The 23160-nt window shown below is 29.5% G+C and carries 27 protein-coding genes; 24 read left to right on the plus strand and 3 right to left on the minus strand.

Going from position 1 to position 23160, the window contains the following annotated elements; all coding sequences use genetic code 11:
* Positions 1 to 85 precede the first annotated feature (85 nt).
* The 21 genes from ACREV6_RS13115 to ACREV6_RS13215 all read left to right on the plus strand — a co-directional run bounded on the left by ACREV6_RS13115 (position 86) and on the right by ACREV6_RS13215 (position 16808).
* A complete protein-coding gene (locus ACREV6_RS13115) occupies positions 86 to 586 on the plus strand; it encodes a hypothetical protein (protein WP_431578482.1) in 501 nt (166 codons plus the stop codon).
* Positions 587 to 679: 93 nt separating this feature from the next.
* Positions 680 to 991, plus strand: a complete 312-nt coding sequence (locus ACREV6_RS13120) for a hypothetical protein (RefSeq protein WP_431578483.1) — start codon at positions 680 to 682, stop codon at positions 989 to 991.
* A 185-nt stretch (positions 992 to 1176) separates the two neighbouring features.
* A complete protein-coding gene (locus tag ACREV6_RS13125) occupies positions 1177 to 1773 on the plus strand; it encodes a YdcF family protein (protein ID WP_431578484.1) in 597 nt (198 codons plus the stop codon).
* A gap of 140 nt (positions 1774 to 1913) precedes the next feature.
* Positions 1914 to 2525 (plus strand): SGNH/GDSL hydrolase family protein, encoded by a 612-nt coding sequence (locus ACREV6_RS13130; protein ID WP_431578485.1) that lies wholly within the window; start codon positions 1914 to 1916, stop codon positions 2523 to 2525.
* Positions 2526 to 2552: 27 nt separating this feature from the next.
* Entirely contained in the window at positions 2553 to 3176 is a 624-nt protein-coding gene (locus tag ACREV6_RS13135; protein WP_431578486.1) for a hypothetical protein, read from the plus strand.
* A 217-nt stretch (positions 3177 to 3393) separates the two neighbouring features.
* Positions 3394 to 4242, plus strand: a complete 849-nt coding sequence (locus tag ACREV6_RS13140; protein ID WP_431578487.1) for a P-loop NTPase family protein — start codon at positions 3394 to 3396, stop codon at positions 4240 to 4242.
* Between the two features lie 66 nt (positions 4243 to 4308).
* Positions 4309 to 4899, plus strand: a complete 591-nt coding sequence (locus tag ACREV6_RS13145) for an ATP-binding protein (RefSeq protein WP_431578488.1) — start codon at positions 4309 to 4311, stop codon at positions 4897 to 4899.
* An 81-nt stretch (positions 4900 to 4980) separates the two neighbouring features.
* Positions 4981 to 6141 carry a MerR family transcriptional regulator gene (locus ACREV6_RS13150; RefSeq protein ID WP_431578489.1) on the plus strand — a complete coding sequence of 387 codons (1161 nt, stop codon included), beginning with the start codon at positions 4981 to 4983 and terminating at the stop codon, positions 6139 to 6141.
* Positions 6142 to 6361: 220 nt separating this feature from the next.
* A complete protein-coding gene (locus ACREV6_RS13155) occupies positions 6362 to 6922 on the plus strand; it encodes a chloramphenicol phosphotransferase CPT family protein (RefSeq protein WP_431578490.1) in 561 nt (186 codons plus the stop codon).
* A 99-nt stretch (positions 6923 to 7021) separates the two neighbouring features.
* Positions 7022 to 7591 carry a histidine phosphatase family protein gene (locus ACREV6_RS13160; RefSeq protein WP_431578491.1) on the plus strand — a complete coding sequence of 190 codons (570 nt, stop codon included), beginning with the start codon at positions 7022 to 7024 and terminating at the stop codon, positions 7589 to 7591.
* 70 nt (positions 7592 to 7661) lie between these two features.
* The gene (locus tag ACREV6_RS13165) at positions 7662 to 8702 is read left to right on the plus strand and encodes a serine hydrolase domain-containing protein (RefSeq protein WP_431578492.1); all 1041 of its coding nucleotides are present in this window, start codon (positions 7662 to 7664) and stop codon (positions 8700 to 8702) included.
* Positions 8703 to 8811: 109 nt separating this feature from the next.
* Positions 8812 to 9504, plus strand: a complete 693-nt coding sequence (locus ACREV6_RS13170) for a nucleotidyltransferase domain-containing protein (RefSeq protein ID WP_431578493.1) — start codon at positions 8812 to 8814, stop codon at positions 9502 to 9504.
* A 205-nt stretch (positions 9505 to 9709) separates the two neighbouring features.
* A complete protein-coding gene (locus tag ACREV6_RS13175) occupies positions 9710 to 10399 on the plus strand; it encodes a 5'-methylthioadenosine/S-adenosylhomocysteine nucleosidase (protein WP_431578494.1) in 690 nt (229 codons plus the stop codon).
* A gap of 148 nt (positions 10400 to 10547) precedes the next feature.
* Positions 10548 to 10991: an NUDIX hydrolase gene (locus tag ACREV6_RS13180; protein ID WP_431578495.1), complete on the plus strand. Its 444-nt coding sequence runs from the start codon at positions 10548 to 10550 to the stop codon at positions 10989 to 10991.
* A 289-nt stretch (positions 10992 to 11280) separates the two neighbouring features.
* Positions 11281 to 11790: a GNAT family N-acetyltransferase gene (locus tag ACREV6_RS13185; RefSeq protein WP_431578496.1), complete on the plus strand. Its 510-nt coding sequence runs from the start codon at positions 11281 to 11283 to the stop codon at positions 11788 to 11790.
* Positions 11791 to 11914: 124 nt separating this feature from the next.
* Positions 11915 to 12583, plus strand: a complete 669-nt coding sequence (locus tag ACREV6_RS13190; RefSeq protein WP_431578497.1) for a class I SAM-dependent methyltransferase — start codon at positions 11915 to 11917, stop codon at positions 12581 to 12583.
* Positions 12584 to 12659: 76 nt separating this feature from the next.
* Entirely contained in the window at positions 12660 to 12860 is a 201-nt protein-coding gene (locus ACREV6_RS13195; RefSeq protein WP_431578498.1) for a hypothetical protein, read from the plus strand.
* Positions 12861 to 12877: 17 nt separating this feature from the next.
* Entirely contained in the window at positions 12878 to 13723 is an 846-nt protein-coding gene (locus ACREV6_RS13200; protein WP_431578499.1) for a hypothetical protein, read from the plus strand.
* 225 nt (positions 13724 to 13948) lie between these two features.
* Positions 13949 to 14701 (plus strand): AAA family ATPase, encoded by a 753-nt coding sequence (locus ACREV6_RS13205; protein WP_431578500.1) that lies wholly within the window; start codon positions 13949 to 13951, stop codon positions 14699 to 14701.
* A gap of 46 nt (positions 14702 to 14747) precedes the next feature.
* Positions 14748 to 15383: a tRNA-uridine aminocarboxypropyltransferase gene (locus ACREV6_RS13210; RefSeq protein WP_431578501.1), complete on the plus strand. Its 636-nt coding sequence runs from the start codon at positions 14748 to 14750 to the stop codon at positions 15381 to 15383.
* 33 nt (positions 15384 to 15416) lie between these two features.
* Positions 15417 to 16808: a sodium:solute symporter family protein gene (locus tag ACREV6_RS13215; protein WP_431578502.1), complete on the plus strand. Its 1392-nt coding sequence runs from the start codon at positions 15417 to 15419 to the stop codon at positions 16806 to 16808.
* A gap of 62 nt (positions 16809 to 16870) precedes the next feature.
* On the opposite strand, the gene ACREV6_RS13220 is transcribed toward ACREV6_RS13215, so the two are convergent.
* Entirely contained in the window at positions 16871 to 17680 is an 810-nt protein-coding gene (locus ACREV6_RS13220) for a MerR family transcriptional regulator (protein WP_431578503.1), read from the minus strand.
* A gap of 102 nt (positions 17681 to 17782) precedes the next feature.
* On the opposite strand from ACREV6_RS13220, the gene ACREV6_RS13225 reads away from it, so the two are divergent.
* Positions 17783 to 19189, plus strand: a complete 1407-nt coding sequence (locus ACREV6_RS13225; protein ID WP_431578504.1) for an MATE family efflux transporter — start codon at positions 17783 to 17785, stop codon at positions 19187 to 19189.
* 111 nt (positions 19190 to 19300) lie between these two features.
* Here ACREV6_RS13225 and ACREV6_RS13230 read toward each other — a convergent pair whose 3' ends face one another.
* On the minus strand, positions 19301 to 19507 hold the full coding sequence (locus ACREV6_RS13230) for a DUF378 domain-containing protein (RefSeq protein ID WP_125001252.1): 207 nt from the start codon (positions 19505 to 19507) through the stop codon (positions 19301 to 19303).
* A gap of 247 nt (positions 19508 to 19754) precedes the next feature.
* Here ACREV6_RS13230 and purB point away from each other — a divergent pair, with 247 nt between their 5' ends.
* Together purB and ACREV6_RS13240 are read left to right on the plus strand one after the other, a co-directional pair.
* Positions 19755 to 21185: an adenylosuccinate lyase gene (gene purB, locus ACREV6_RS13235; RefSeq protein WP_431578505.1), complete on the plus strand. Its 1431-nt coding sequence runs from the start codon at positions 19755 to 19757 to the stop codon at positions 21183 to 21185.
* 268 nt (positions 21186 to 21453) lie between these two features.
* Entirely contained in the window at positions 21454 to 22452 is a 999-nt protein-coding gene (locus ACREV6_RS13240; RefSeq protein WP_431578506.1) for a tyrosine recombinase XerC, read from the plus strand.
* Between the two features lie 140 nt (positions 22453 to 22592).
* On the opposite strand, the gene ACREV6_RS13245 is transcribed toward ACREV6_RS13240, so the two are convergent.
* Positions 22593 to 23081 carry a hypothetical protein gene (locus tag ACREV6_RS13245; RefSeq protein ID WP_431578507.1) on the minus strand — a complete coding sequence of 163 codons (489 nt, stop codon included), beginning with the start codon at positions 23079 to 23081 and terminating at the stop codon, positions 22593 to 22595.
* Between the last annotated feature and the right edge of the window lie 79 nt (positions 23082 to 23160).

Here is a 23160-nt window from a genome sequence, read left to right on the forward strand (position 1 = left end):
CAGAACAGTAAATTTTAAGATTAAATAATAGTTGAAAATTTTTAAGCATATATAATAAGGGGAAATAAGTTGGGGGTAATTTAATATGAGATTAAATTACATGTTTTATTCGGTTTGCGCAATATTTATAATTAGTTTAATTGTAATATTAACTGCTGTAATAAGAGGCAATAAAGCTTTCAAAAGACTATTAATTATTATTATCCCACTAACAATTTTTTTAGTATTATATTTTTTGAATTATGACTTTAATATTTTTATAAAGAGTAATTTTTTTTCACGGCATACCTATACTGTTACCCATTTAGATAGTACAAAAGTAGATATACCATTACCCCCTAATTCTGTATGGCTACTTAAAACTCCAACTGATATTTATTATAGCAAGTATGATGTTAATAAGTGTAGGGAATTCTTCAATTCAGTGCTAAAGGAAATGAAACAAGATAATAAAATAAGAAACTATTATTATGATAATGATCAAAAGACTTACACTATAGAAATAAAAGGAACTCCGAATATAAAAATCACTCTTATTGGAGATAGTGATACTAGAAGATATGGAATTTCTAACCCTAACTATTAAATTCTAAATATCACAGACTAATAGAGAAAAACACAGTAAAATTAGTTCTCAATAGGATATGGCTTCAAACGTGGAGGTATTCATTTAGGTCCATTGGGCATATTTGGTATTCCTTTAGCAATTGCTTCCTTTGTGCTGAATTTATTAATTGTATATAATTTATTTATGGGAATTAAGGATATGGCGGAAAAACGAGAACAATCTGATTTAGTGAAAGAGTCTGATGAAAAATGGAATCAATATAAGCTGTTACAGATTGCAGCATTATGCTCATTTTTCTTTGTTTTCATACCTCTATTAGGCGTACTTTATATTATTGGAATTTTAGTAGCCTCAATACTAATTATAATAGGTATAATGGGCTTTATAAAAAGGTGCAGTGAAATTTTAAACACTTTGAAATGATTTACTACACTTTTATCCACCTTAGTTGGTGGATTTTTTTATATGGATTTGTGTAAATTTATGGGTTATAATCTATATATAGGTTGAAACTTACGCAATGGCAAAATCACCTTCCAAAATCAAAGATAATAACTATCTTAAATTTAAGATCATTAGAAACAACACATAATTTATGGGGGGCTAATATGAAAACAACTGATGATATTACGAAATTTATATTTCTTGAGAGTAATCCTGAAAAAGCAGATATTATCTTTATACCTGGAGGAGCTTATGCTGAATTAGCAGAAAACGCAGCCGTACTCTGGAAAAGCGGATATGCGCCACTTATTCTTCCATCGGGTAAATACGGTGTTAAACGCGGATACTTTCCCAAACCATTATCAAAATCAGAAAAATATAATGGAACCTATAATACAGAATGGGATTTTTTAAAAGATGTTTTAATTAAAAATGGTGTTGATGAAAATTCAATTTTAAGAGAGGATAATGCGCAGTTCACATATGAAAATGCGTTCAAATCTCGTGAGATTACAGACAAATTAAATTTACATATAAATAAAGCAATAATATGTTGTAAAGCTTTCCACGCAAGACGTTGTTATATGTATTATCAATGGGCATATCCAGATACAGAATTAATTATTTGTCCATCTGAGGTTCAAGGAATAAGTAGGGATAATTGGTTTGTTACAGAGAATGGTGTAGATAAAGTAATGGGTGAATTAACTAGATGTGGTTCACAGCTTAAAGATTATATTATGGGATTTACTAAAGATTAATTGGTAAGTTACAGATTTTTTATTCTTTGCGAGTTTTTTAATAAGAAACGACATAAATTCACTTTGGCTAATAAGTTCTTTTGGACATTAGTATAATCAAAGAAGATTCAAATGCTGTCAAAATAATGGGAGGAAAACTAATGGACAAGCGAAAAATCTTTGTTATAGGCGATAGTGTGTCAATACACTATGGTCCATATCTTAAGAAAATGATAAAGCATAAGTTTGAGTATGATAGAAAAAGAGGTGTAGAAGGAGCATTAACAGATTTAGATAGACCCATTGGAGCTAATGCAGGAGATAGTGGAATGGTTATGGAGTATTTAGCAGAGGAATATATGAAAAATACAAAATATGAAATATTACTTATCAATTGTGGCTTACACGATGCTCGAGTAGATAGGGTTTCTAATAAAATTCAGGTTGAATTGGAAGAGTACAAAATTAATTTAACTAATATAATTCAAATATCAAAAACCATGGCAAAAAAGATTATATGGGTTGGATTAACACCGGTTATAGATGAGATTCATAATTCAAGAAAAGAAGGGGTTTTAAGGTATAGTAAAGATATTCATGCTTACGATATTGCTGCAAAAGAACTAATGAAGCAATATAACATACCCTGTATAGATATGTATAACTTTACTAGAGATTTGGGAACTGATATTTATTTAGATCATGTTCATTTCAAAGAAGAAATTAGAGAACTGCAAGCAGCATTTATTGCTGATTATTTGAATTGTATATAAATAACAAAAAAATTAGGAGGATAAAGTATGAATACATCAAAACCAAAGATCTTTATTCTAGTTTTATCATTTGTATTGATTTTAACTGGTTGTGGAGGAACTAAGAAAGAGAAACCTGTAATTTATCTGTATCCAACTTCGCAGCAGACGGTTAGCGTGAAATTAGAGTATAAAGGTGACCTTACTTGTACCTATCCAGACTATAAAAATGGCTGGAAAGTAAAAGCTGAGCCAGATGGCACATTAACTAATCTGGCTGACAACAGAGAATATTCATATTTGTACTGGGAAGGAATTTCTAATGATAAGTGGGATATGTCAAAGGGTTTTGTAGTGAAAGGATCTGAAACAGAGAAATTTCTTCAAGAAAAACTTGAGTATTTGGGATTAACACCAAAAGAATATAACGAATTTATAGTATATTGGCTTCCCGTTATGAAAGAGAATAAATATAATCTTATAACCTTTGCTGGTGAAGCGTATGAAAATATAGCAAAGCTTACTATAACTCCAAAACCTGATTCTATATTAAGGGTAATGATGGTTTTTAAGCCACTGAATAAATCTATAAAGATAGTAGAACAAGAGCTAAAACCCTTCGTGAGGAGTGGATTTACAGTTGTTGAGTGGGGCGGAACTGAATTAAAGTAATTCATCAATGGGATTTCGAATTTGTTATGGATATGAATGTTGCAATAAATATATAATTGGTTCAGAGTATACGGAATGATAATAATTTGATAGATAGGGGTATACAAATGCAAAATCAAACTTTATTAAAAAAGTTGCAGAGCAAGCAAGCAAGAAAAGAATTCGGAAAACGGTATTAACTTCCTATAAAGGTGTTGAAAATAAGGGGGGTATTAAAATGTCAACTAAACTAATTCTCATAGAGGGATTACCAGGTTCAGGGAAATCAACAACAGCTCGAATAGTACATGATATCCTTAAAGATAAAGGTATTAATGTAGAACTATTTTCTGAAGGAGACTATAATCATCCAGCTGACTATGACGGTGTAGCTTATTTTAATAATGAAGCTTTTAATAATTTACAGCAATCCCATTTTAAAAGTTGGAGTATTCTTGAGAATATAAAAATCAAACATTGTAATGGATACTTAATTCCATTTAGAAAAGCAATTGAGGAACAAGCAATACCGCTTGGTGATGAGTTGTTTAAGGATATAACTAAAAATGATATTTATGAATTACCAATAGGAATACATACAAATTTAATATTAAACAGATGGAGTGAATTTGTTAACCATTATATTAATGAAGATAAAGTTGTTATTTTTGAATGTTGCTTTATTCAAAATCCAGTAACAGTAAGCATGATTAAAAACAACTCTCCAAAAGATACTACTATGAGTTATATTCATAGTTTAGCTGAGATTATAGCATCATTAAATCCAGTCTTAATATACGTAGAACAAAAGGATATTAAGGTGTCTTTTAATAGAGTTATAAATGAGAGACCAAAAGAGTGGTTAGAAGGTTTTATACATTATTATACAAATCAGGGTTACGGGTTAAATAATGACTTAAAGAAGTTAGATGGGGTTATACAAATTCTTGAGGCAAGAAGAAACCTTGAGCATGAGATTTATGAATCACTTACATTAACTAAGTATACAATTGATAATTCTGATTTTGATTTGAATTTACATAAAGAAAAAATTAACTATATTTTTGAAAAACATTTAAATTTGTAATTTTCGTTAAACTATTAAATAAATTAACATCTCGATTATATCAGAGAACGGAGCGAGGTAATAATTATGATAATTTGGATTAATGGAGCATTTGGTGTCGGAAAAACTCAAAGTGCTTATGAATTGCATAGACGAATCCCAAATTCATTTATATATGATCCAGAAAATATAGGACTTTTTATAAGAAAAAACATACCAAAAGAATTAAATAGCGGAGATTTTCAAAATTACTCAATGTGGCGTGAGTTTAATTTTTCTATGCTAAAATATATTGCAAATAAGTACAAGGGTATAATAATAGTCCCAATGACCATAAGCAATCCACAGTACTTTAACGAAATTGTTGTTCAATTAAGAAACGATGGATTTTTGATAAATCATTTTGTTTTATGTGCCTCAAAGGAGACCTTACTTAAACGGCTAAAAGGCCGTGGTGAAGGAAAAAATTCATGGGCTGCACAGCAGATAGATAGTTGTATAAAAAGATTCAGTAACGAAATATTTAAACAACGTATAGATACAGAAGATTTATCTATACAGGGTGTAGTTGAAAAAATAGCATTGTTATCAGATATAAATTTATTACCCGATAATAGGCGTAAAATCAGAAAATGTTATGACCGCATTATAACACAATTAAAAAATGTTAGATTATAATATTTCACTAAAAAATATGCTGAATATGTATTGACTCTAACCTAAGGTAGGGGCTTAGAATAACTACAAGGGGGTGATATCTTGAAAATCAGTGAGTTCGCAGAAAGAGCGGAAGTAACTGTAAAAACATTACTTCATTATGATAAAATCGGATTATTAAAACCATCACAAAGAACTGAATCGGGCTATAGAGTTTATTGTGAAGAGGATTTTTTAATACTTCAACAGATTACTACTTTGAAATTTATTGGTTTGTCTTTAAATGATATAAGTCATATTATATCTGAATCAGTAGGAAATTTAGAAAGTATAATTCAAGTTCAAAAGATAGCTTTAGAGGAAAAGAAAAAACATATAGAATCAGTTATAACCGTCTTTAATAAAGCCGAGAATCAAATAAAAGAAAATGGATTTTTAGAGGTTGAGAATCTTATTGATATTATCAAGATAACTAATATGGAATATAAAGTAAAAGAGCAGTATAAAACAGCAGAAAAATTTAATTTGAGAGGTAATCTTCACAGTCATAATATTAATAAAATAAATTGGAATCATTGGTGTTTTAATCAAATGGAGTTTCCCAATAAAGCAAAAATACTGGAATTAGGTTGTGGTACTGGGGATTTGTGGAATAGAAACCGGGAAAATATAAATGAAGACTGGAGTATTACTGTATCCGATTTTTCTAAAGGTATGCTAGAAAGTACACAAGAAAGCTTGAAACCAATTGGGCATAATTTTACATATGGGGTGATCGATGCACAAGCCATTCCATATGAAGATGAAAGTTTCGATGTAGTAATTGCAAGGCATATGCTTTATTTTGTTCCAGATATAGAAAAAGCCTTATGTGAGATAAAACGAATCCTTGTTAAGGGTGGTTTATTTTATGTAACTACTAATTCAGGTGTATCTATGGTTGAACTAAATGAAATTGTAGAAAAATTCGATTCTAAAATGGGATTAAATAATAATGGAATGTGCCAAAGGTTTGAATTGGAAAATGGGCAGCCATTATTAAAAAAATATTTTAATGAAGTTAAAATGGATATTTTAGAAGGGAAAATTGTAGTGCATGATGCTGAACCTATAGTTTCTTATAAAGCGTCTACAATAAAGGGAAGTTCTATACTTGTGGGAGAAAAAAAGCAAGAATTCAGAAAGTATATAGAAGCGTATATCAAAGAAAACGGCAATATTTCAATAACTACAAAAGCCTGTATATTCAAAGCTATAAAATGAGTATTACTTGTTAAATAGTAAATTTAATCTGAGTATGTGAACCAATTAAATGGAACTTTAAAGGGTCAAAAAAAAGTTGAAAATATTAAAAGTGAGTGGAAATCTTAATTTGTAAAAATAAAATAGGTTCAAGAGTAGATGTCATTATAGCAAGTGCGAAAGACCGTAATAAAAATTTTAACATAAGATTTTATATTATAAAAGAAAGTAGTTGAGTAAAATGGGGAAAGGTAAAGTTATATTTTTAAATGGCACATCAAGTTCTGGAAAAAGTTCATTAGCAATAAAAATACAGGAAGTTTCAAAGGATAAATTTTTTCATGTCCAACTTGATACATTCTGCGATATGTTACATGAAAAAATTTTTGATAATGACTTTGTAAATACTGAAAATTCAGTTGCTTCTATAATGCATAATTTTGTTTTGTCTTTATGCAAAAACGGGCAAAATGTAATAGTTGATACAGTTATTGAAAACCATCATGAAAATTGGTTAAAAGAATGTGTAGAATTATTATATGATATGCCTGTTACTTTTATAAAAGTAAATTGTCCTTTACATGAACTTGAAAGAAGAGAATTAGAACGTGGTGATAGGAACATAGGACAGGCAAAATATCAATTAAGCAATATGAATTTTAATGATATTTATGATTTAGAAGTAAATACATATGAAAATTCAATTGATGAATGTGTAATAATTATTAAAAATAAAATGAAATTGCAGAATGAAGAAAATGCATTTATAAAAATACATGAAAAATATCAGAAACATTCCTAAAAGAGGAATATAAGCACTGTAATTATTTACTGCTTATTATTAATAATTCTTATTTAGCATATTCATATATTACTTAGAATAAAGAGAGGGAAAAGTGAAATGACAAAACTTATACTAATACGACATGGAGAGCCTGACTATAGTTTAGTAACAGAACGAAATTTTAAGGGACATGGTATGGATTTGGCTCAGCTTACACCTAAAGGAATAGAACAAGCGAGGAGTATTGCTAAAGATAAGAGATTACAGGGAGCGAGCCTTATTGTATCCTCACCATATACTAGAGCATTACAGACCGCAGCAATCATTTCAAAAGAAAGGTCACTTGATATAAGTATTGAGGTTGACATTCATGAGTGGGTACCCGATTTAGCCTTTAACAATATGTCTGATGAGGAAGTTAAAACTGCTAGTGAGGAATGCATTTGTTGTAAAGGTGAATATACTGATGACGATAAAAAAAGCTGGGAAAAACTTAGTGTAGTTGCAAGCAGATCTTTTAAAGGTTTAGAAAAGTATCTAAGCTATGAAAAAATAATTGTGGTAACCCATGGTGTTGTAATGAGACAATTTAAATATCACAATGATATCCCATATTGTGGAATTATTGAAGTTGATTTTTACAAAGATTTTAGGTGGTGTGGATGGGTTGAAAATATCAATAAATAACATAATCTATGGAAAATTCAAGAAAAGAAGCATTGCAGCAACTTAGATTTATTGGGGGAGGCAAAATTAAATGGGGAAAATAAATGAATTATTAGCTGATTATATCAGCAATGAAGAATTATCACCTGGTATATCATTGGCATTAATAAAGGATGGGGAGTGTATTTATAAAAAGTCACATGGACTTGCAAATTTAGAAAATAAAATCGAAATCACTTCTAAAACAGCTTTTTATCTAGCTTCACTTTCAAAGAGTTTTACTGCTGCAGGGATAATGCTGTTGCATGAAAAAGGAAAGTTAGATTTGTCAGACAAGATTCGAAAGTATTTTACGGATTTGCCTGATTACTGTGAAGATATAAAAATTATAAACTTAGTTAAGCATACATCTGGTTTAAAGGACTATTTTAATAGTTATTTTGAAAACAAACAAAATATAAATCAAATAACTAATATGGATGTTTACAATTTTATTTTGAAAGAAACTTCACTTAACTTTCCTGTTGGAGATAAATTTCAATATTCAAATAGTGGATATGTTTTATTAGCGCTGTTATTAGAAAAGATAAGTGGTCAATCTTTTTCAGATTTCTTAATGGAAAATTTTTTTATACCATTAGGCATGAAAAATACCTATGTTTTTACTGAGAATAAACCAATCATTCCCAATAGATCATACGGTTATGAGCAGATAGAAGATAAATATTTTTGCTATGATTATTATGTATTAACAACAGGTGATGGAGGAATATATTCTTGCATAGATGATTTAATATTATGGGTCCAAGCCTTTGAAAATGAAAGTATTTTCACGAAAGAAACCATAGAAACAATGTTTTTAAGAGAGAAGCTTAATGATGGCACACCATGTATATATGGATTTGGTTGGTTTGCCTTAGAAAAAGATAATAAAAAAGTAGTATTTCATGCAGGGCAGTTAGGTGGATTTACTAATATCATGATCAAATTGCCTGAGGAGAATTTTTCAATAATAATTTTAACAAATTATTTTAGAGACCCATTTCAGAAAGTTTTTAAAGCTGTTCATGACTGTGCAACAGAGACAAACGCTGAATACTGTGATGATAATTCACCTAACGATGATTTGTAATATATTATCCTTAGAGAACGTGTAAAAAAGTAGTGTAATCATATTTACATTAATGTATAAAATTGTTCTTATTAATTGTTAACACCAATTAGATATTTGTGGAGGTATTATGAGCATTTTAGAGGAATTCCATATTAATTATCCATCATTAAATCATAAAAATTACACAGAATCTGTTTATAGATTCTGTGAGGAAAATGAGTTTTCAATGATATTGAAAGGTTCTTTAGCAAAGGGTTTAGCAACAAAATACTCCGATATTGACTTAATAATTTTAGGAGATATTACAAAAAATAAAGTTGATGAACTGATTACTCTTTATGATAAACCTATAATGACTAACTTTACAGAAAACCCTAAAGGTATATTAATTTTGGTCTATCCTAATAATATCTCCGTGGATTTAGATATAAGAGAAACAATATCACAAGAAGATCTTATAAACAGCAAAGTTCTTTTAAAATATGATAAAAATTATATTCTTAATGACGAACTAATTATTAGAAGAACAATAACTTCAGAGTATATGCCGAATAGATCTGCTTGGTATAGCGTATTAAGGCTACTACATAAAGGAGTTGTTAAGTATCTATCTAATAAAACAGATAGTGCATATAATTTTTTATCAGAAATTAAAGAGAGTCTTAATGATTTAAACATTAATAATCTGAAATTTAGTGACAATTTTGAAGAGGATATACAATGTATCTTTAATGAATTTTGCAAAACATTTGAAATTGATTTGCGGATAAAAAATTTATTTTATAATCTTTTTAAAGAATTTTTAAATATAGATTATTAGGATATTAATGCATGAATTTGGCGATGCCTTCCTTTCAAATGTATAAAGGTATTAGAAATGATTAGAAAGCTGCAATATTATATCTCCATTTTAGGAGGCGGCATTTATAAATGCATGCAAGGTTGTTGAAAAACATATGAACAAAATAGATGATTTGAAAATTTGAGCTTAATAACAAGATGGTTTAGAGAAAAGGGGATAAATAATGATATGTATACAGATTTGTTCAAAAAGAGAGTGGAAAGCGCTTAAAGAGATATTATGTATAGACCTTGGTATTGTAAATCAATATCCATTCGGCGAATATATTAATTTTAATATATTAAACCAAGAGTGTATCTTTTATCATAGTGGAGCCACAAAGACAAGGTCATCTGCAGCTTGTCAATTTGCAATAGACAATTGGAAGCCTACTATAAATTTTGTTCTTGGCACATGTGGAGGGGTATCAGGAAATCTACATATATTAGATGTAGTTATTGCAAATAAAACTGTCCAATATGATTGCATTGTTAAAATGGGAAAAGAAAGATCTTTATTTTATGAACCTTTGGTTACCTTAATAGATAACTCATGGATTGATTTTAATGCTTTTCCAGGCAAGGTACATGAAGGGATTATAGCTACAGCAGACCAGGATCTAAACCAAGAATCATTAGAGAAACTCATAAAAGAAAATGTGTTATGTGCTGATTGGGAGTCCGGAGCTATTTCATTTATATGTGCATTAAATAACGTGAAATGCTGTATTGTAAGGGGGATAACTGATATTCCTATTATTGAAAATGAAAATTCAGATGTAAACCAAGGGATTGATTATCGGGTTAATACTCCTAAAGTAATGAAAAAATTGCTGAAAAGTATTTTGCCTAACCTAATCTCTAGTTTTATTTAAAGCGGTTGTATAAAGTGGCTTATAACCTTAATATGTGAGTATGTGTAAGGAAGTTTTATGAAAAAAGTTGAAAAATCTAAGATATATAAAATTTCTATAATTTCAATGGGATTTTTATAGAGATAAAATAATAAAGGAGACTGAAAATATGAGACAACCATTCAACATATTAGTTTTTCCATATTACATTGAAAGCAATGTAATAAAGTATGCTATATTTAAAAGAAGAGATGGAGATTACTGGCAAAGCATATCTGGTGGAGTAGAAGATGGCGAAAGTATACTAGAAGCTGCCATGCGGGAAAGCTATGAGGAAGCTTTGATTAAAAGCGAGTGCGAGTTTATTCGCCTTGATTCTATCTCATCCGTTCCAGCAACAGTATTTAAAGATCATTTATCTTGGGGAGCAGATGTATATGTTGTAAAAGAAAATGCTTTTGGAGTACGAGTAAAGGACAAAAACTTAATTATTTCAGAAGAGCATATAAGTTTTGGGTGGTTTACTTATGAACAAGCTATTGAATTGCTAAAATGGGATAGCAATAAAGTGGCTTTATGGGAACTTAATCAACGCCTTTTTAAGACTATGTAATAACTGTATAGTCTTATCTTTGATGCAGAGAAAAGAGAACCGCCATTTCATTAGGGCGACTCTCTCTCCTATTTTATTCTTTTTTAGTTTCTATAATTCCCTAAGTTATAGTTGCCTTTGCTATGGAAATTTGACCGAGATTGCTGGGGAATTTATTTTATTAACTTCAAATGAGCTATATTTTCCATATTTCTGGCTGATAGAGGAAATTACATTGTATACTAAAATATATAAATTTTAGTATACAATTAATAATAACAAGGTATTTTTAGATGAAAGGGGATAACAAATGGCAACTTATATTCGTTATGCAAATCAGGATGATGCTGATTCATTAGCTTTAATCTATTCACAATCCTACCAAGTAGCATTTAAAGGTATAGTACCTGATAACATCTTAGAGAATGTTTTTTCAGTAAAAAAAAGAAAAGAGGGACTATTAAGAGAATTATCTGAGGGAGAACCAGTTAATGTTATCATGTATGATGAAGCTAGACCACTAGGTATTTTGACATATGGAAAGACAAAGGATGAGAACTTAGATTATTCATTTGTAGAGATATGGAGAATATATTTACTTCCTTCTTTTTGGGGTATGAATAGTGGGTCAGAATTAATGAATTGGGCAGTTACCGAATTACACCAGAAGGGATATAAAAATATAATTATTTGGGTACTTGAAGATAATGCACGTGCAAGGAAGTTTTATGAAAAAATGGGTTTTATACATGATGGTGCAACACGAATTATTAATGTTGGAAAAGATTTAAAAGATTTAAGATATATAAAATGTTTATAATTTCTTAGGTGATTTGTAGGAAATACAATTATAAATATTTAAAAAAATCAATTGTTGAAGTATAACTAATACTATATATATGGAAACCGTATCCATTAAATGATAGTGATTGGAGGATTTGCAATTGTTTAAGGAACATAGTTATGTACTATGGGGAGATTATTGTACTTGTGGTCAGGAATGTTTCATTTTACAAAATAAGTTCCATCCATGGGATGATGTGGATTTTACAATATCAATTGAATGTACACGCTGCAATAAAAGAGTAAATATAGATAATAAAAAGGCAGCAAATTTTTATAGCAAAAAGGTTCTTTCATATTTTGGAAATATTGAAGGTCAGATTATAGATTTAGGATGTGGTGGAGGCTTTCTAAGTGAATTCCTACTGAAAGAAGATAAAACTAACAAAATATATGCTATTGATAATGATATATCCTGCAAGGAAGGTATAGAAAAGCTGTGTAAAGTTGAAAATAAGATAGTCTTTATAAATATGGATATTAAAGATTTCGGTAAACTATTTAAATCTAAACAAATTGATTACTTAGTGAGTAGAGATGTTTTCATGTTTATTGAAGATACAAAAAAGTATTTTGATGATATCACAAATATTGTATCTAAAGGTATCAGACAAATGGGATGGTATGTTTCTAATAATAAAAGAATGAAAAATAATCTCTTGCCTGAGCAAATAGTCGATGAGTTAAAAAAGAGGGATTGGAAAGTTAGTTTAGAAACTTTGGATTGGTACAAGAGTGGCTATTTTATAAAGGCTGATAAGATAATCTAGAGGTAAATGAGCTTTGTACAAAGTTATTAGTATAAATTATGTTTTATTATTATAGCGAAAGTAAGGTGCGAAATTTATGGAAGAAAACAAAAGCAAAACTAATAATAATCCAAAGTTAAAAAATTTTATAACAAAAACAAATAGATATAATTCAATTGGAGCTATATATGACGATAAAGCTGATGATTGGGGCATTGATGATATAATACTTGGAGAGATGTATGATGCAGTTTTGTATATGAAGGATAGTAATAATACCAGTTTACTTATATTCTAGGGGAAGGGGTGGTAAACATGAGAGTAAAATCCTATGAAATTTTTAAAATAGATGAATGGCCTAAGTCTAGGTCAGATGCTGAAGTTAAAGCAATGGAAAAGGGGCATGACACTTTACTTTGTTTGAATAAATTTGGAAAATTTTGTGGAAGAAGTCCAATTGGAACTTGGTGCGTAGGCATACCTGAAGACTATTATAAGGCAGCTAATTTTATCTATTATGAAAATACTCACAGTAGAAGTGTTGTTATTTGGTCTGAAAATTATGAAATAGCTTTACGAATATTTCAACAACTAAAAGAACATAAAGGTAGAATGTATAAGGATTTAGAAAATTCTAAATTTTTATGTCATTCAACTCCAATTGAAAATTTTAAAAATATATTAAAAGATAAATCACTTTTAAGTTATATACAATTGATGAGTGATGGAAAAATGATAAATACAGTAAGATTTGAGTTAAAGGAACCTGACGATTATTTAGATTATATTGATTTCTGTCCATGTGAAAGTATATCATCAGAAATTGTTGTTGCTTCAAGGCAGTTTGGCAAGATTAATGATAATAGTGATATTATATACAAACCAGGGGTTAGAATTTATTTTAAATCAGATAAACTTCAAAAGGTTGAGGGGGCATGTTTTGATGGCCTCCATACTTTTATAGTATATAAAAAATTATCTTTGAGTTATGCTGAGGCATTTGTATTTGTATCAAAAAATTACGTTGAAGCTATAAAAAAAGATAATAATATATCAGAAGACATTAAGAAAAAGTTCTTCTGTCTAGAAAGTAGAGAGTATTGGACACCGAATGAATTTATTAACAAAGCAAATGATTTAGTATTTAGTCAAATTGGATAATACTTTTAAAACTAAAAAATTATTGAAATTATCAGATGACTAAAAAAAGAAGATTCTAGTACCCTAACAATTGGATATGCCCTAAATGAAGATTATTAGGGATGTGGTATAGTATACATAGTAGTCTTTATAAAATACGATGAGTTAAAGGAAGATTCATATATAAAAAAGTTTGAAATTTGGTATGAAGGGAAATAAACTATTATTAGATGGGGGGTATTTAAAATGACAACATTTAAATATAATCAGTACTTAAGAACTGTTGAACTGTGTAGAAAAAATATTGATTCATTTTCTACATATCCATTTTCTTTAGATGCGGTACGTAACTTGTTTGCTTTGGAGTTGCATCCAAAAGTAACTTTTATTGTAGGTGAAAATGGTACTGGAAAATCAACTATACTTGAAGCAATTGCTACATCCTATGGATTTAACCCTGAAGGTGGAACAAAAAAATTCAATTTTTCAAGTACCAGTACGCATTCTGATTTATATAAGCACTTAAAATTAGTTAAAGGAATTAAAAGACCTGAAGATGGTTTTTTTCTAAGGGCAGAAAGCTTTTACAATGTTGCAAGCAATATTGATGAATTAGATAAGGGGGGGGTGGAACCAAGAATTATAGATTCATATGGAGGACGTTCATTGCATGAACAATCCCATGGTGAATCATTTTTATCTGTGTTTACCAATCGATTTAGAGGAAAAGGGTTGTATATTTTAGATGAACCTGAAGCAGCATTATCACCATCACGACAAATGGCCATGCTTGCTAGAATGCATGACTTAGTTCAGCAAGATTCTCAATTTATAATTGCTACTCATTCTCCAATTATAATGTCTTATCCAGATGCTATAATATATGAATTAAATAATGGATTTAAAAAAGTAGAATATACAGATACTGAACATTACCAGGTCATGAAGGAATTTATAAACAATACTGAAAGAATGTTAAGTTTAATTATGGATTTATAATTTATTGAGCAGAAAAAGTTTTAGATGTAGAACAATTGGAGGAAATATGGATTGTAATTATAAAGTAAAGCCAATAACAAGTTTATATGACAGTTGTAACAAATGTGGTTTGCCAAAAATAAATTGCATTTGCACTAGAGCACCTCAAATTAAAACTAATGCAAAGATTTGGATTCTATCAACTGAAAGAGAGTTTTATAGACCTTCTAACACGGCAAGGCTATTGAAGCTCATTAATCCACATTCAACTGAGATTTTCCTCTGGGAAAGGACAAATAAACCAGAGAAATTAATTGAAAACATAAATAATGAAAACTACGAAACATATTTATTATTTCCAGTAGAAGATAATCAGGCACAGTGTAGAAAAGTTGAATATAAGAATACGGGGAAAATTCCTGCATTTATTTTAATAGATGGTACCTGGAAAGAAGCAGCAAAAATATTGAGAAAAAGTGATTATTTAAAGAAACTACCTAGGATTTCATTAGAACCAAATTTTAAATCTCGATATGATTTAAGAAGAGGTGCAAAAGAAGGAAACTTATGCACAATTGAGGCTGCAATTGAAGTGCTCAAAATAAATAAAGAAATTGAAAATTCACAGTTTATAGATGAATTTTATAAGCTGTTTTTAAGGAGTTATAAAGCGGGAGCAAGTGGTCATAGATTAAAAGATTAAAAGATTAAAAGGCTACTAAAGGGGAAGTACATAATGCTTATAATAAGTACCATTATTACATTGGTTATAACCGGAATAATTGGTTATTTATCAAAATCAAAAGTTAAAACATCTAAAGATTTTATATCAGGTGGAAATAAACTTGGAGTCATGGGTGTTACAAGTGTGCTTATGGGTTCAATAATAGGTGGAGCATCTACTGTAGGAACTGCTCAGATGGCATATAATCGAGGAATTGGAGCAATATGGTTTATACTTGGACTTTCTATTGCAAGTATAATATTGGGATTATTTTATTCAAAGCAAGTAGATAAAAAATCTGCAGAAACAATTCCACAGATAATAGGAAATACATATGGTAAAAAAGCAAGAACAGCATCTAGTATTTTATTATCCATAGGAATGTTTATACATATTAATGGGCAGATTATAGCCTGTACTGCCTTGTTTACTGTAATATTTGGTATGAGTATTACTAAAACTGCAGTAATTGTTGTATGTCTGCTTGTAGTATATGTAGTATTTGGAGGCTTTTGGGGAAGCACAATGGTAGGTGCGGTAAAAACAATTCTTCTATATGGGACAAGTATTATATGTGGTATATTACTAATATTTAAGTTCAATGGAATTAGAGATATAACTGCTGTTTTGCCACAAGAACCATGGTTTAATTTCTTTAGCGGAGGGGTGTCATCGGATTTAGCTTCTGGCATATCTACAATAGTTGGAGTATTGTCAACTCAAACTTATTTTCAATCTATAATGGCAGGAAAGAATTCTAAAACATCAAGAAGAGCTGCTTTTTTAGTAGCATTTCTAGTTCTTCCAGTTGGAATTGTATGTACAATGATTGGCATGTATATGAGAATTCATCATCCGAGTATTGTACCAAGTGAAGCATTTCCTTTGTTTCTTATGAATTATTTAAACCCTGTTTTCGGGGGAGTATGCATTGCAACTGTACTGATTTCATCAATAGCAACAGGAGCAGGTCTCACTTTAGGAATTGCAACTATGTTTGTTAGAGATATTTATAATCAATGTATAAACAAAAAAGCAGGAGATAAAAAACAGCTTTATATCTTGAGAGGAACTATAATTCTTATTGGAATTATGACTTTAATAATAGTAATAAATAATAAAGATTCTATGATACTTGATTGGGGTTTCCTTTCTATGATTTTTAGAGCGACACCAATTTTTATTCCAGTTTTTGCAGCAATGTTTTTTAAAGACAAGATAAAAAGTAAGGCAGGTATATATTCTATAGTAGCAGGACCTCTTGCTAGTTTAATATGGATTTTATCAGGTTTTGGAAAAATAAATTCAATATATATAGGCTTAACCATTAGTATTTTTGTACTTTGGGGTATGAGTAAATTTTTTAGATCCAAACCCGGTATTGAAGATATCTTGCATAGATAAAAATGATAACAACTTCCGAAAGGAGATTTAGACTCCCAGGGTGGTTGTTTTACAATGAATGCTTATTTGCTTATTGGAATTTGTATTTCAGTTATAAATTCCTCTGAAATACTAGTTTCATGAATATCAATTTTGTATATTTCAATAGGTTCCGATACAATAATATAATTATTTGCATTAATAAAATTAAAAATTTTATCTATATGCTGTTTGTTATCAGAGTAAGGACCTTTATAAGAAAGACTTAAGTAATACCCCTCACTCAGAATTAGATTACAATTTGTATCAATAGAATCTAATAGGAAAAATACAGAATTATATTCATTGTAGACCCCTTTATATAAGCTTTCTAAATTGTATATTGCGCCTATTTTCGTATTACCTAAAAGATAAAACTTATCTTCATATTTCTTTTGAAGCTTTTTCACTAAAAAATCCACCTCTTCATCCCTGCGAATTTCTCCATCTAGCCTAAGCGCCTTTCTTTCCTTTAAGTATATAACCTTAACCACATTTAATTCTGTGCTATCTTCAGCATAATTAATATTATCTATTCTTTTTATTATGGTGTTTTTAAGCAGGCTTAAGTCTAATATTTTATTATCGATAAGACATATTTCTTCTTTTAGCATTTCCATAGTAGAGGCAATAGTTCTATTAGCTATGTATTCTTTGATTTTTTCTATAGAAAAGTTAAAGGTACGAAGTTCTTTTATTAGATTAAGCTTCCATATATCATTCATAGTGTAAAGCCTATAGGAATTAGAATCTCTTACCGGGTTTAATATACCCATCTCTTCATAATACATTAGAGAGTCTCTACCTATTCCATATATTTTAGATATTTCGCCTATTTTATAATAATCTTTCACAAGAATCCTCCTTTTTATTACTAAACGATATAAGAATTAACAATAAATGCTTGACCTTAGTATTATACCAAGGTTTATCCTTAATATAAAGGGGATGATTTTTTGAATTCCGAAAAAAAGCATAAAAAACTACTGAGAAAGAAGTTTATAAACTACTTATTACCTTCAGTTGTGGCTATGTGGGTGTACTCACTTTATACTATGGTAGATGGTATATTTGTTAGCTGGGGAGTAGGACCACTTGCCTTAGCTTCTGTAAATTTAGCAATGCCATTTATAAATTTTATATTTGCAACATCTATATTTTTTGCCACAGGAGCTTCAACTCTTATAGCCATAAATTTAGGCAAAGGTGAAAATAAAAAACCAAATGAAATCTTCACTATAAATTTTATTGCAATAATAGGAGTTGCAGTAGCCATAGTTATAATTACACTACTTAACTTAGAGAGCATAGCTGTTTTTCTTGGAGCTACCGACGCTACTATGACTTATGTAGTTAACTATCTTAAAATAATAACTATATTTAATGGATTTTTTATGACATCTTATTGTTTAGAGGTACTTACAAAGATAGATGGGTTCCCATACCTAGCAATAATTGGGGTAGTAATATCTGCATTAGTAAACATAGTTTTAGATTATTTATTTGTGATTAAATTTCAATGGGGGGTAAGTGGTGCTGCTTATGCTACAGGAATTTCTCAAGTTATGGCAACTGTATTTTATTTAGTGCATTTTAGTAAAAAAAAGTCGAAATTAAAGTTTGTAAAATGTAAATTCAAGTTTTCTATAATTAAAGAGATTTTATCTATAGGATTGCCAGATGGATTAACAGAAGTCACAACAGGCATAGTGATATATGTGTTTAATCAAGTAATACTAAAAAAGCTGGGTGACAATGGTATTGTAACGTACAGCATTATTTCATATATAAACCTGCTAGTACTTATGACTATGATAGGGATAACTCAAGGAATGCAGCCCTTAACAAGCTTCTATTATGGCAAAGGGGATAGGCGAGCACTAAATACTTTATTTAAAATGAGTGCAAAAACTATAGCGTTTATATCTATACTAATATTTATTATCATAAACGTTTTTACCCCGAGCATTGTGGGCGTATTTATGGATGCAACTGCAAATGCGGAAAGTTTTAATTATTCCATAAGAGCCTTACGAATATTTTCATTATCTTTTATCTTAGTTGGATACAATATACTAATATCAGGGTATTTTGCATCAATAGCTAAGCCAAAGTATGCTACAATAATTTCTATATCTAGAGGTTTAGTAGCCATAAGTATATCCTTGTTTTTAATGACTTTAATATTAGGTGAAACTGGCATATGGCTGGCAACCGCGATTTCCGAAGGAGTCACCCTTATTTTGTCATTGGTTATACTTATAAAAAATAAAAATTTAAACGATATTTTAGAAGAAACCTCCTCCATTTCTATAAGTGAAGTCACTTACTATAGTGAAGAGAAAACTTCAGTGGGAGTATAAATAACCTGTATCTTCTTTATTTCGGATACGCAAAAATACTCCATAATAATTTATGGAGTATTTTTGCTATAAATATTATACTATTACATATAATATTATAGAAAGTAGGAGCTAATTTTTCTTATTCCTAAATATGAAAACAATAATATTTACAGCGGATAAGCCTACTAAAATATATATTGCTCTAGCAAGGAATGGAACAGATCCAAATATAAAACTAACTAGATTGAAATTCAATAATCCTAAAAGCCCCCAGTTCAATGCGCCTATCAATACAAATATAAAAGAAAGTTTGTCTATCATATTAAGTTTATACATAATTCCCCCCAAACTATTATAATTGTTATACTTGTTTAAATTATATTAGAAATATATTATTTTAGAACTGTTTAATAATTTCTATAAAACATATATAATGTTATAGTAGATAAATCTATATACTAAAAAATAATTCGGAAAGTACAGTAGAAATATACGAACATTTTCATTACCATTAATGATATTGTATGTTATAATGTGAATGAAAATTGTTTTATATTTTAATATGTACGTATGGAGGCAGAATATGAGAAATTCTTATAATACACCGTTAAACAGTAGATACGCATCAAAAGAGATGAGTTATTTATTTTCAGATGACATGAAATTTAAAACCTGGAGAAAGCTTTGGGTTGCCTTAGCTGAAGGCGAAAGGTTACTAGGAGTTAATATTACAGAGGCTCAAGTTGAAGAACTTAGATCTTTTGTAGATGACGTGAATTATGAAGTTGCGGAAGAAAAGGAAAAAGAAATAAGACACGATGTAATGAGCCATGTATATGCATATGGGGTTCAATGTCCGGGTGCTAAGGGAATTATCCATCTAGGAGCTACTAGCTGCTACGTAGGCGATAACACTGATTTGATTGTAATGAAAAAAGCATTATTATTAATTAAAAAGAAACTAATTAATGTAATAAGTAAATCCACAACATTTGCAACAAAGTATAAAGATGTTCCTACTTTGGGTTTTACTCATTTACAACCAGCTCAATTAACTACTGTAGGTAAAAGAGCAACTCTATGGATTCAAGAATTGATAATGGATCTAGAAAACTTAGATTTTGTAATAGATAACATTAAGCTACTAGGGGTTAAAGGAACAACAGGAACCCAGGCTAGCTTTATGAATTTATTTGATAATGATGATAAAAAAGTAAAGGACTTAGATAAATTTGTAGCCAATAAAATGGGTTTTGAAAATACATATCCCGTTACTGGTCAGACTTATTCGAGAAAAGTAGACTCTATAATACTAAATACACTTTCAGAAATAGCTCAAAGTGCTTATAAATTCAGTAATGATTTAAGATTACTTCAAAGTATGAAAGAAGTAGAAGAACCTTTTGAAAAAAGTCAAATCGGCTCCTCCGCAATGGCATATAAAAGAAATCCTATGCGTTCTGAGAGAATTAGCTCACTAGCAAGATATATTATAATAGATTCATTAAATCCAGCTATAACAGCTTCAACACAATGGTTTGAAAGAACATTAGATGATTCAGCTAATAAGAGAATATCCGTAGCTGAAGCTTTTCTTGCCCTTGATGGAGTATTGAATCTATATATGAATATAGCAGGAAATATGGTAGTGTATGAAAAAGTAATTACTGCTCATGTAAACAATGAGCTTCCATTTATGGCTACAGAAAATATACTTATGGAAGCAGTTAAAAGGGGCGGGGACAGACAAGAACTTCATGAAAGCATTAGGGTTCATTCTATGGCTGCAGCAAGACGTGTTAAAGAAGAAGGCTTAAATAATGATCTTATAGAGAGAATTATAAATGATGATAGCTTTAAAATGTCAAAAGAAGAAATTTTAGCAGTAATTGATCCAATTAAATTTATAGGTAGAGCTCCAAGTCAAGTTGTAGAATTTATAGAGGAATATGTAAATCCAATATTAGAAGCAAATAAAGATGCATTAGGTGTGGAAACTTCTATAAACGTATAACCATTGATATGAATATGACATCTGTTTAGAAACAATAACAATTAGAATAAAGACGCTATCAGTGATGTAAACCTGATAGCGTCTTTATTTTAACTATAGTTTTAACAAGAAAACCATAGATTATATTGCAAAATAAATAAATTTATAATAATGAAAAAAATAAATTAAACTATTTTTAAAAATAAGCAGGATTTTGACCCCCTCTTGTAGAATAATAATGTCGTGAAATGTAAGTTTCACGACATTATTATATATTTTGGAGGTACCTATGAAATCTGATATAAATACTATTTATAACAATGAACTCCCTCAGTTTCTAAATGATTATTTTAATTATTTAGAAACTATTAAGGGCTGTTCTGTGGCTACTATTGTTGCGTACACTGCGGATTTATCATTACTGCTAAAGTTTTTGAAAATGTATAAAGGCTTAGCAAACTCTCAAAAAGACCTGCCACTTGAGGAAATCATCATAAATGACCTAACTGTAGATATTTTAAAAACTCTTACATTACAAGACTTATACGCCTTTATCTCCTACCTTGGAAAGTATAGAGCTAATGGAAACTATGCTAAAGCAAGAAAAATTGCAGCTATTAAGTCCCTATTTAAATATTTAACCACTAAGGCTAAAGTGCTAAATATCGACCCAACAATAGATCTGGAATCACCTAAATTGGCAAAGAGAAATCCCGTTTTTCTAACTTTAGATGAAAGCAAGGATCTCCTAGATGCAAGTATTTCTAGAGATAAGCACTCTATTCGCGATCATAGTATTATTACTTTGTTTTTAAATTGTGGTATGAGACTATCTGAGCTTTGCGGTATAAATCTATCCTCTATTAAAAATGATACACTATCTATTATTGGAAAAGGAAATAAAGAACGAACCATATATTTAAATAAAGCCTCATTAGTGGCAATTTATAAGTATTTACCTATTAGAAATGAAGATTTAGAAAAAATACATGCTGAAGATAAAGATGCCCTTTTTATCAGTGCCAAACATGGAAGAATTAACAAAAGAACCGTAGAAAGAATTGTAAAAAAACATATTGGCAATGCAGGCCTTAATAAAAATAAATATACTCCTCATAAATTAAGGCATACCTCTGCTACCCTTATGTATCAGTATGGTGACGTTGACATCCGAAGTCTTCAAGAAATTTTAGGTCATGAAGATATATCTACTACACAAATATATACTCATGTAGATAATGATAAATTAAGAAATGCGGTTAAATCAAACCCACTTTCTGATGAATAAAAAATATAAGGATGAAAATCCTTATATTTTTTTTAGTCTTAATACACGACAAAAAATATTTTGTCAATTGTTTTAACAAAATATTTTTTGTCATGCTTTATAAGAACATAAATAGTTTTAAAAACGAAAATAATATATATTTATATCTTTTTTAGTCTTATAAGTCCAGGAAACTCTTCATGAAGCAATTCTGAGTTATCCTCTTCATCTTCAAGTAACTCTTTTGCCCCTTCTATGTCATCTATGTATTCCCAAACTTCATTATTTTCAGGTATAAAATCATTCTTATCTAGGTTAGATTGTTCTTTCTCTGCTAACAATGAATCATAATCTTCAAATTCAATTAATTTTTCTGACTCTGGTAGTTCTTGATTTTCATTTTCACTATTATTTTCTTCTGCTTCGGATAAGTTAATTACATCCTTATCATAAAAATCATCTTCCAATTCTTCCTCTAACTCTTCGGCCTCAAAAACTTCATCAATTTTTATGGCTTTAACATCATAGCCTTCGAGTTCTAAGCATTTTCCACAATTATTACATTTTTTATTGGAATTCAATTCACAGACTTCACATTCCCCACAACTATTACAAATTTTTCTATCATTAAATATACAATTTTTAGCCATACAACACCACGCTCCATTAATTTAAAATACTTCATAATAGACAATTATAACAAATAAGACTCCAATAATCAAACAAAAC

Origin of the sequence: Clostridium sp. (assembly GCF_050717515.1) — a bacterium.
In the GTDB taxonomy this organism is placed as follows: Bacteria; Bacillota; Clostridia; order Clostridiales; family Clostridiaceae; genus Clostridium_AD.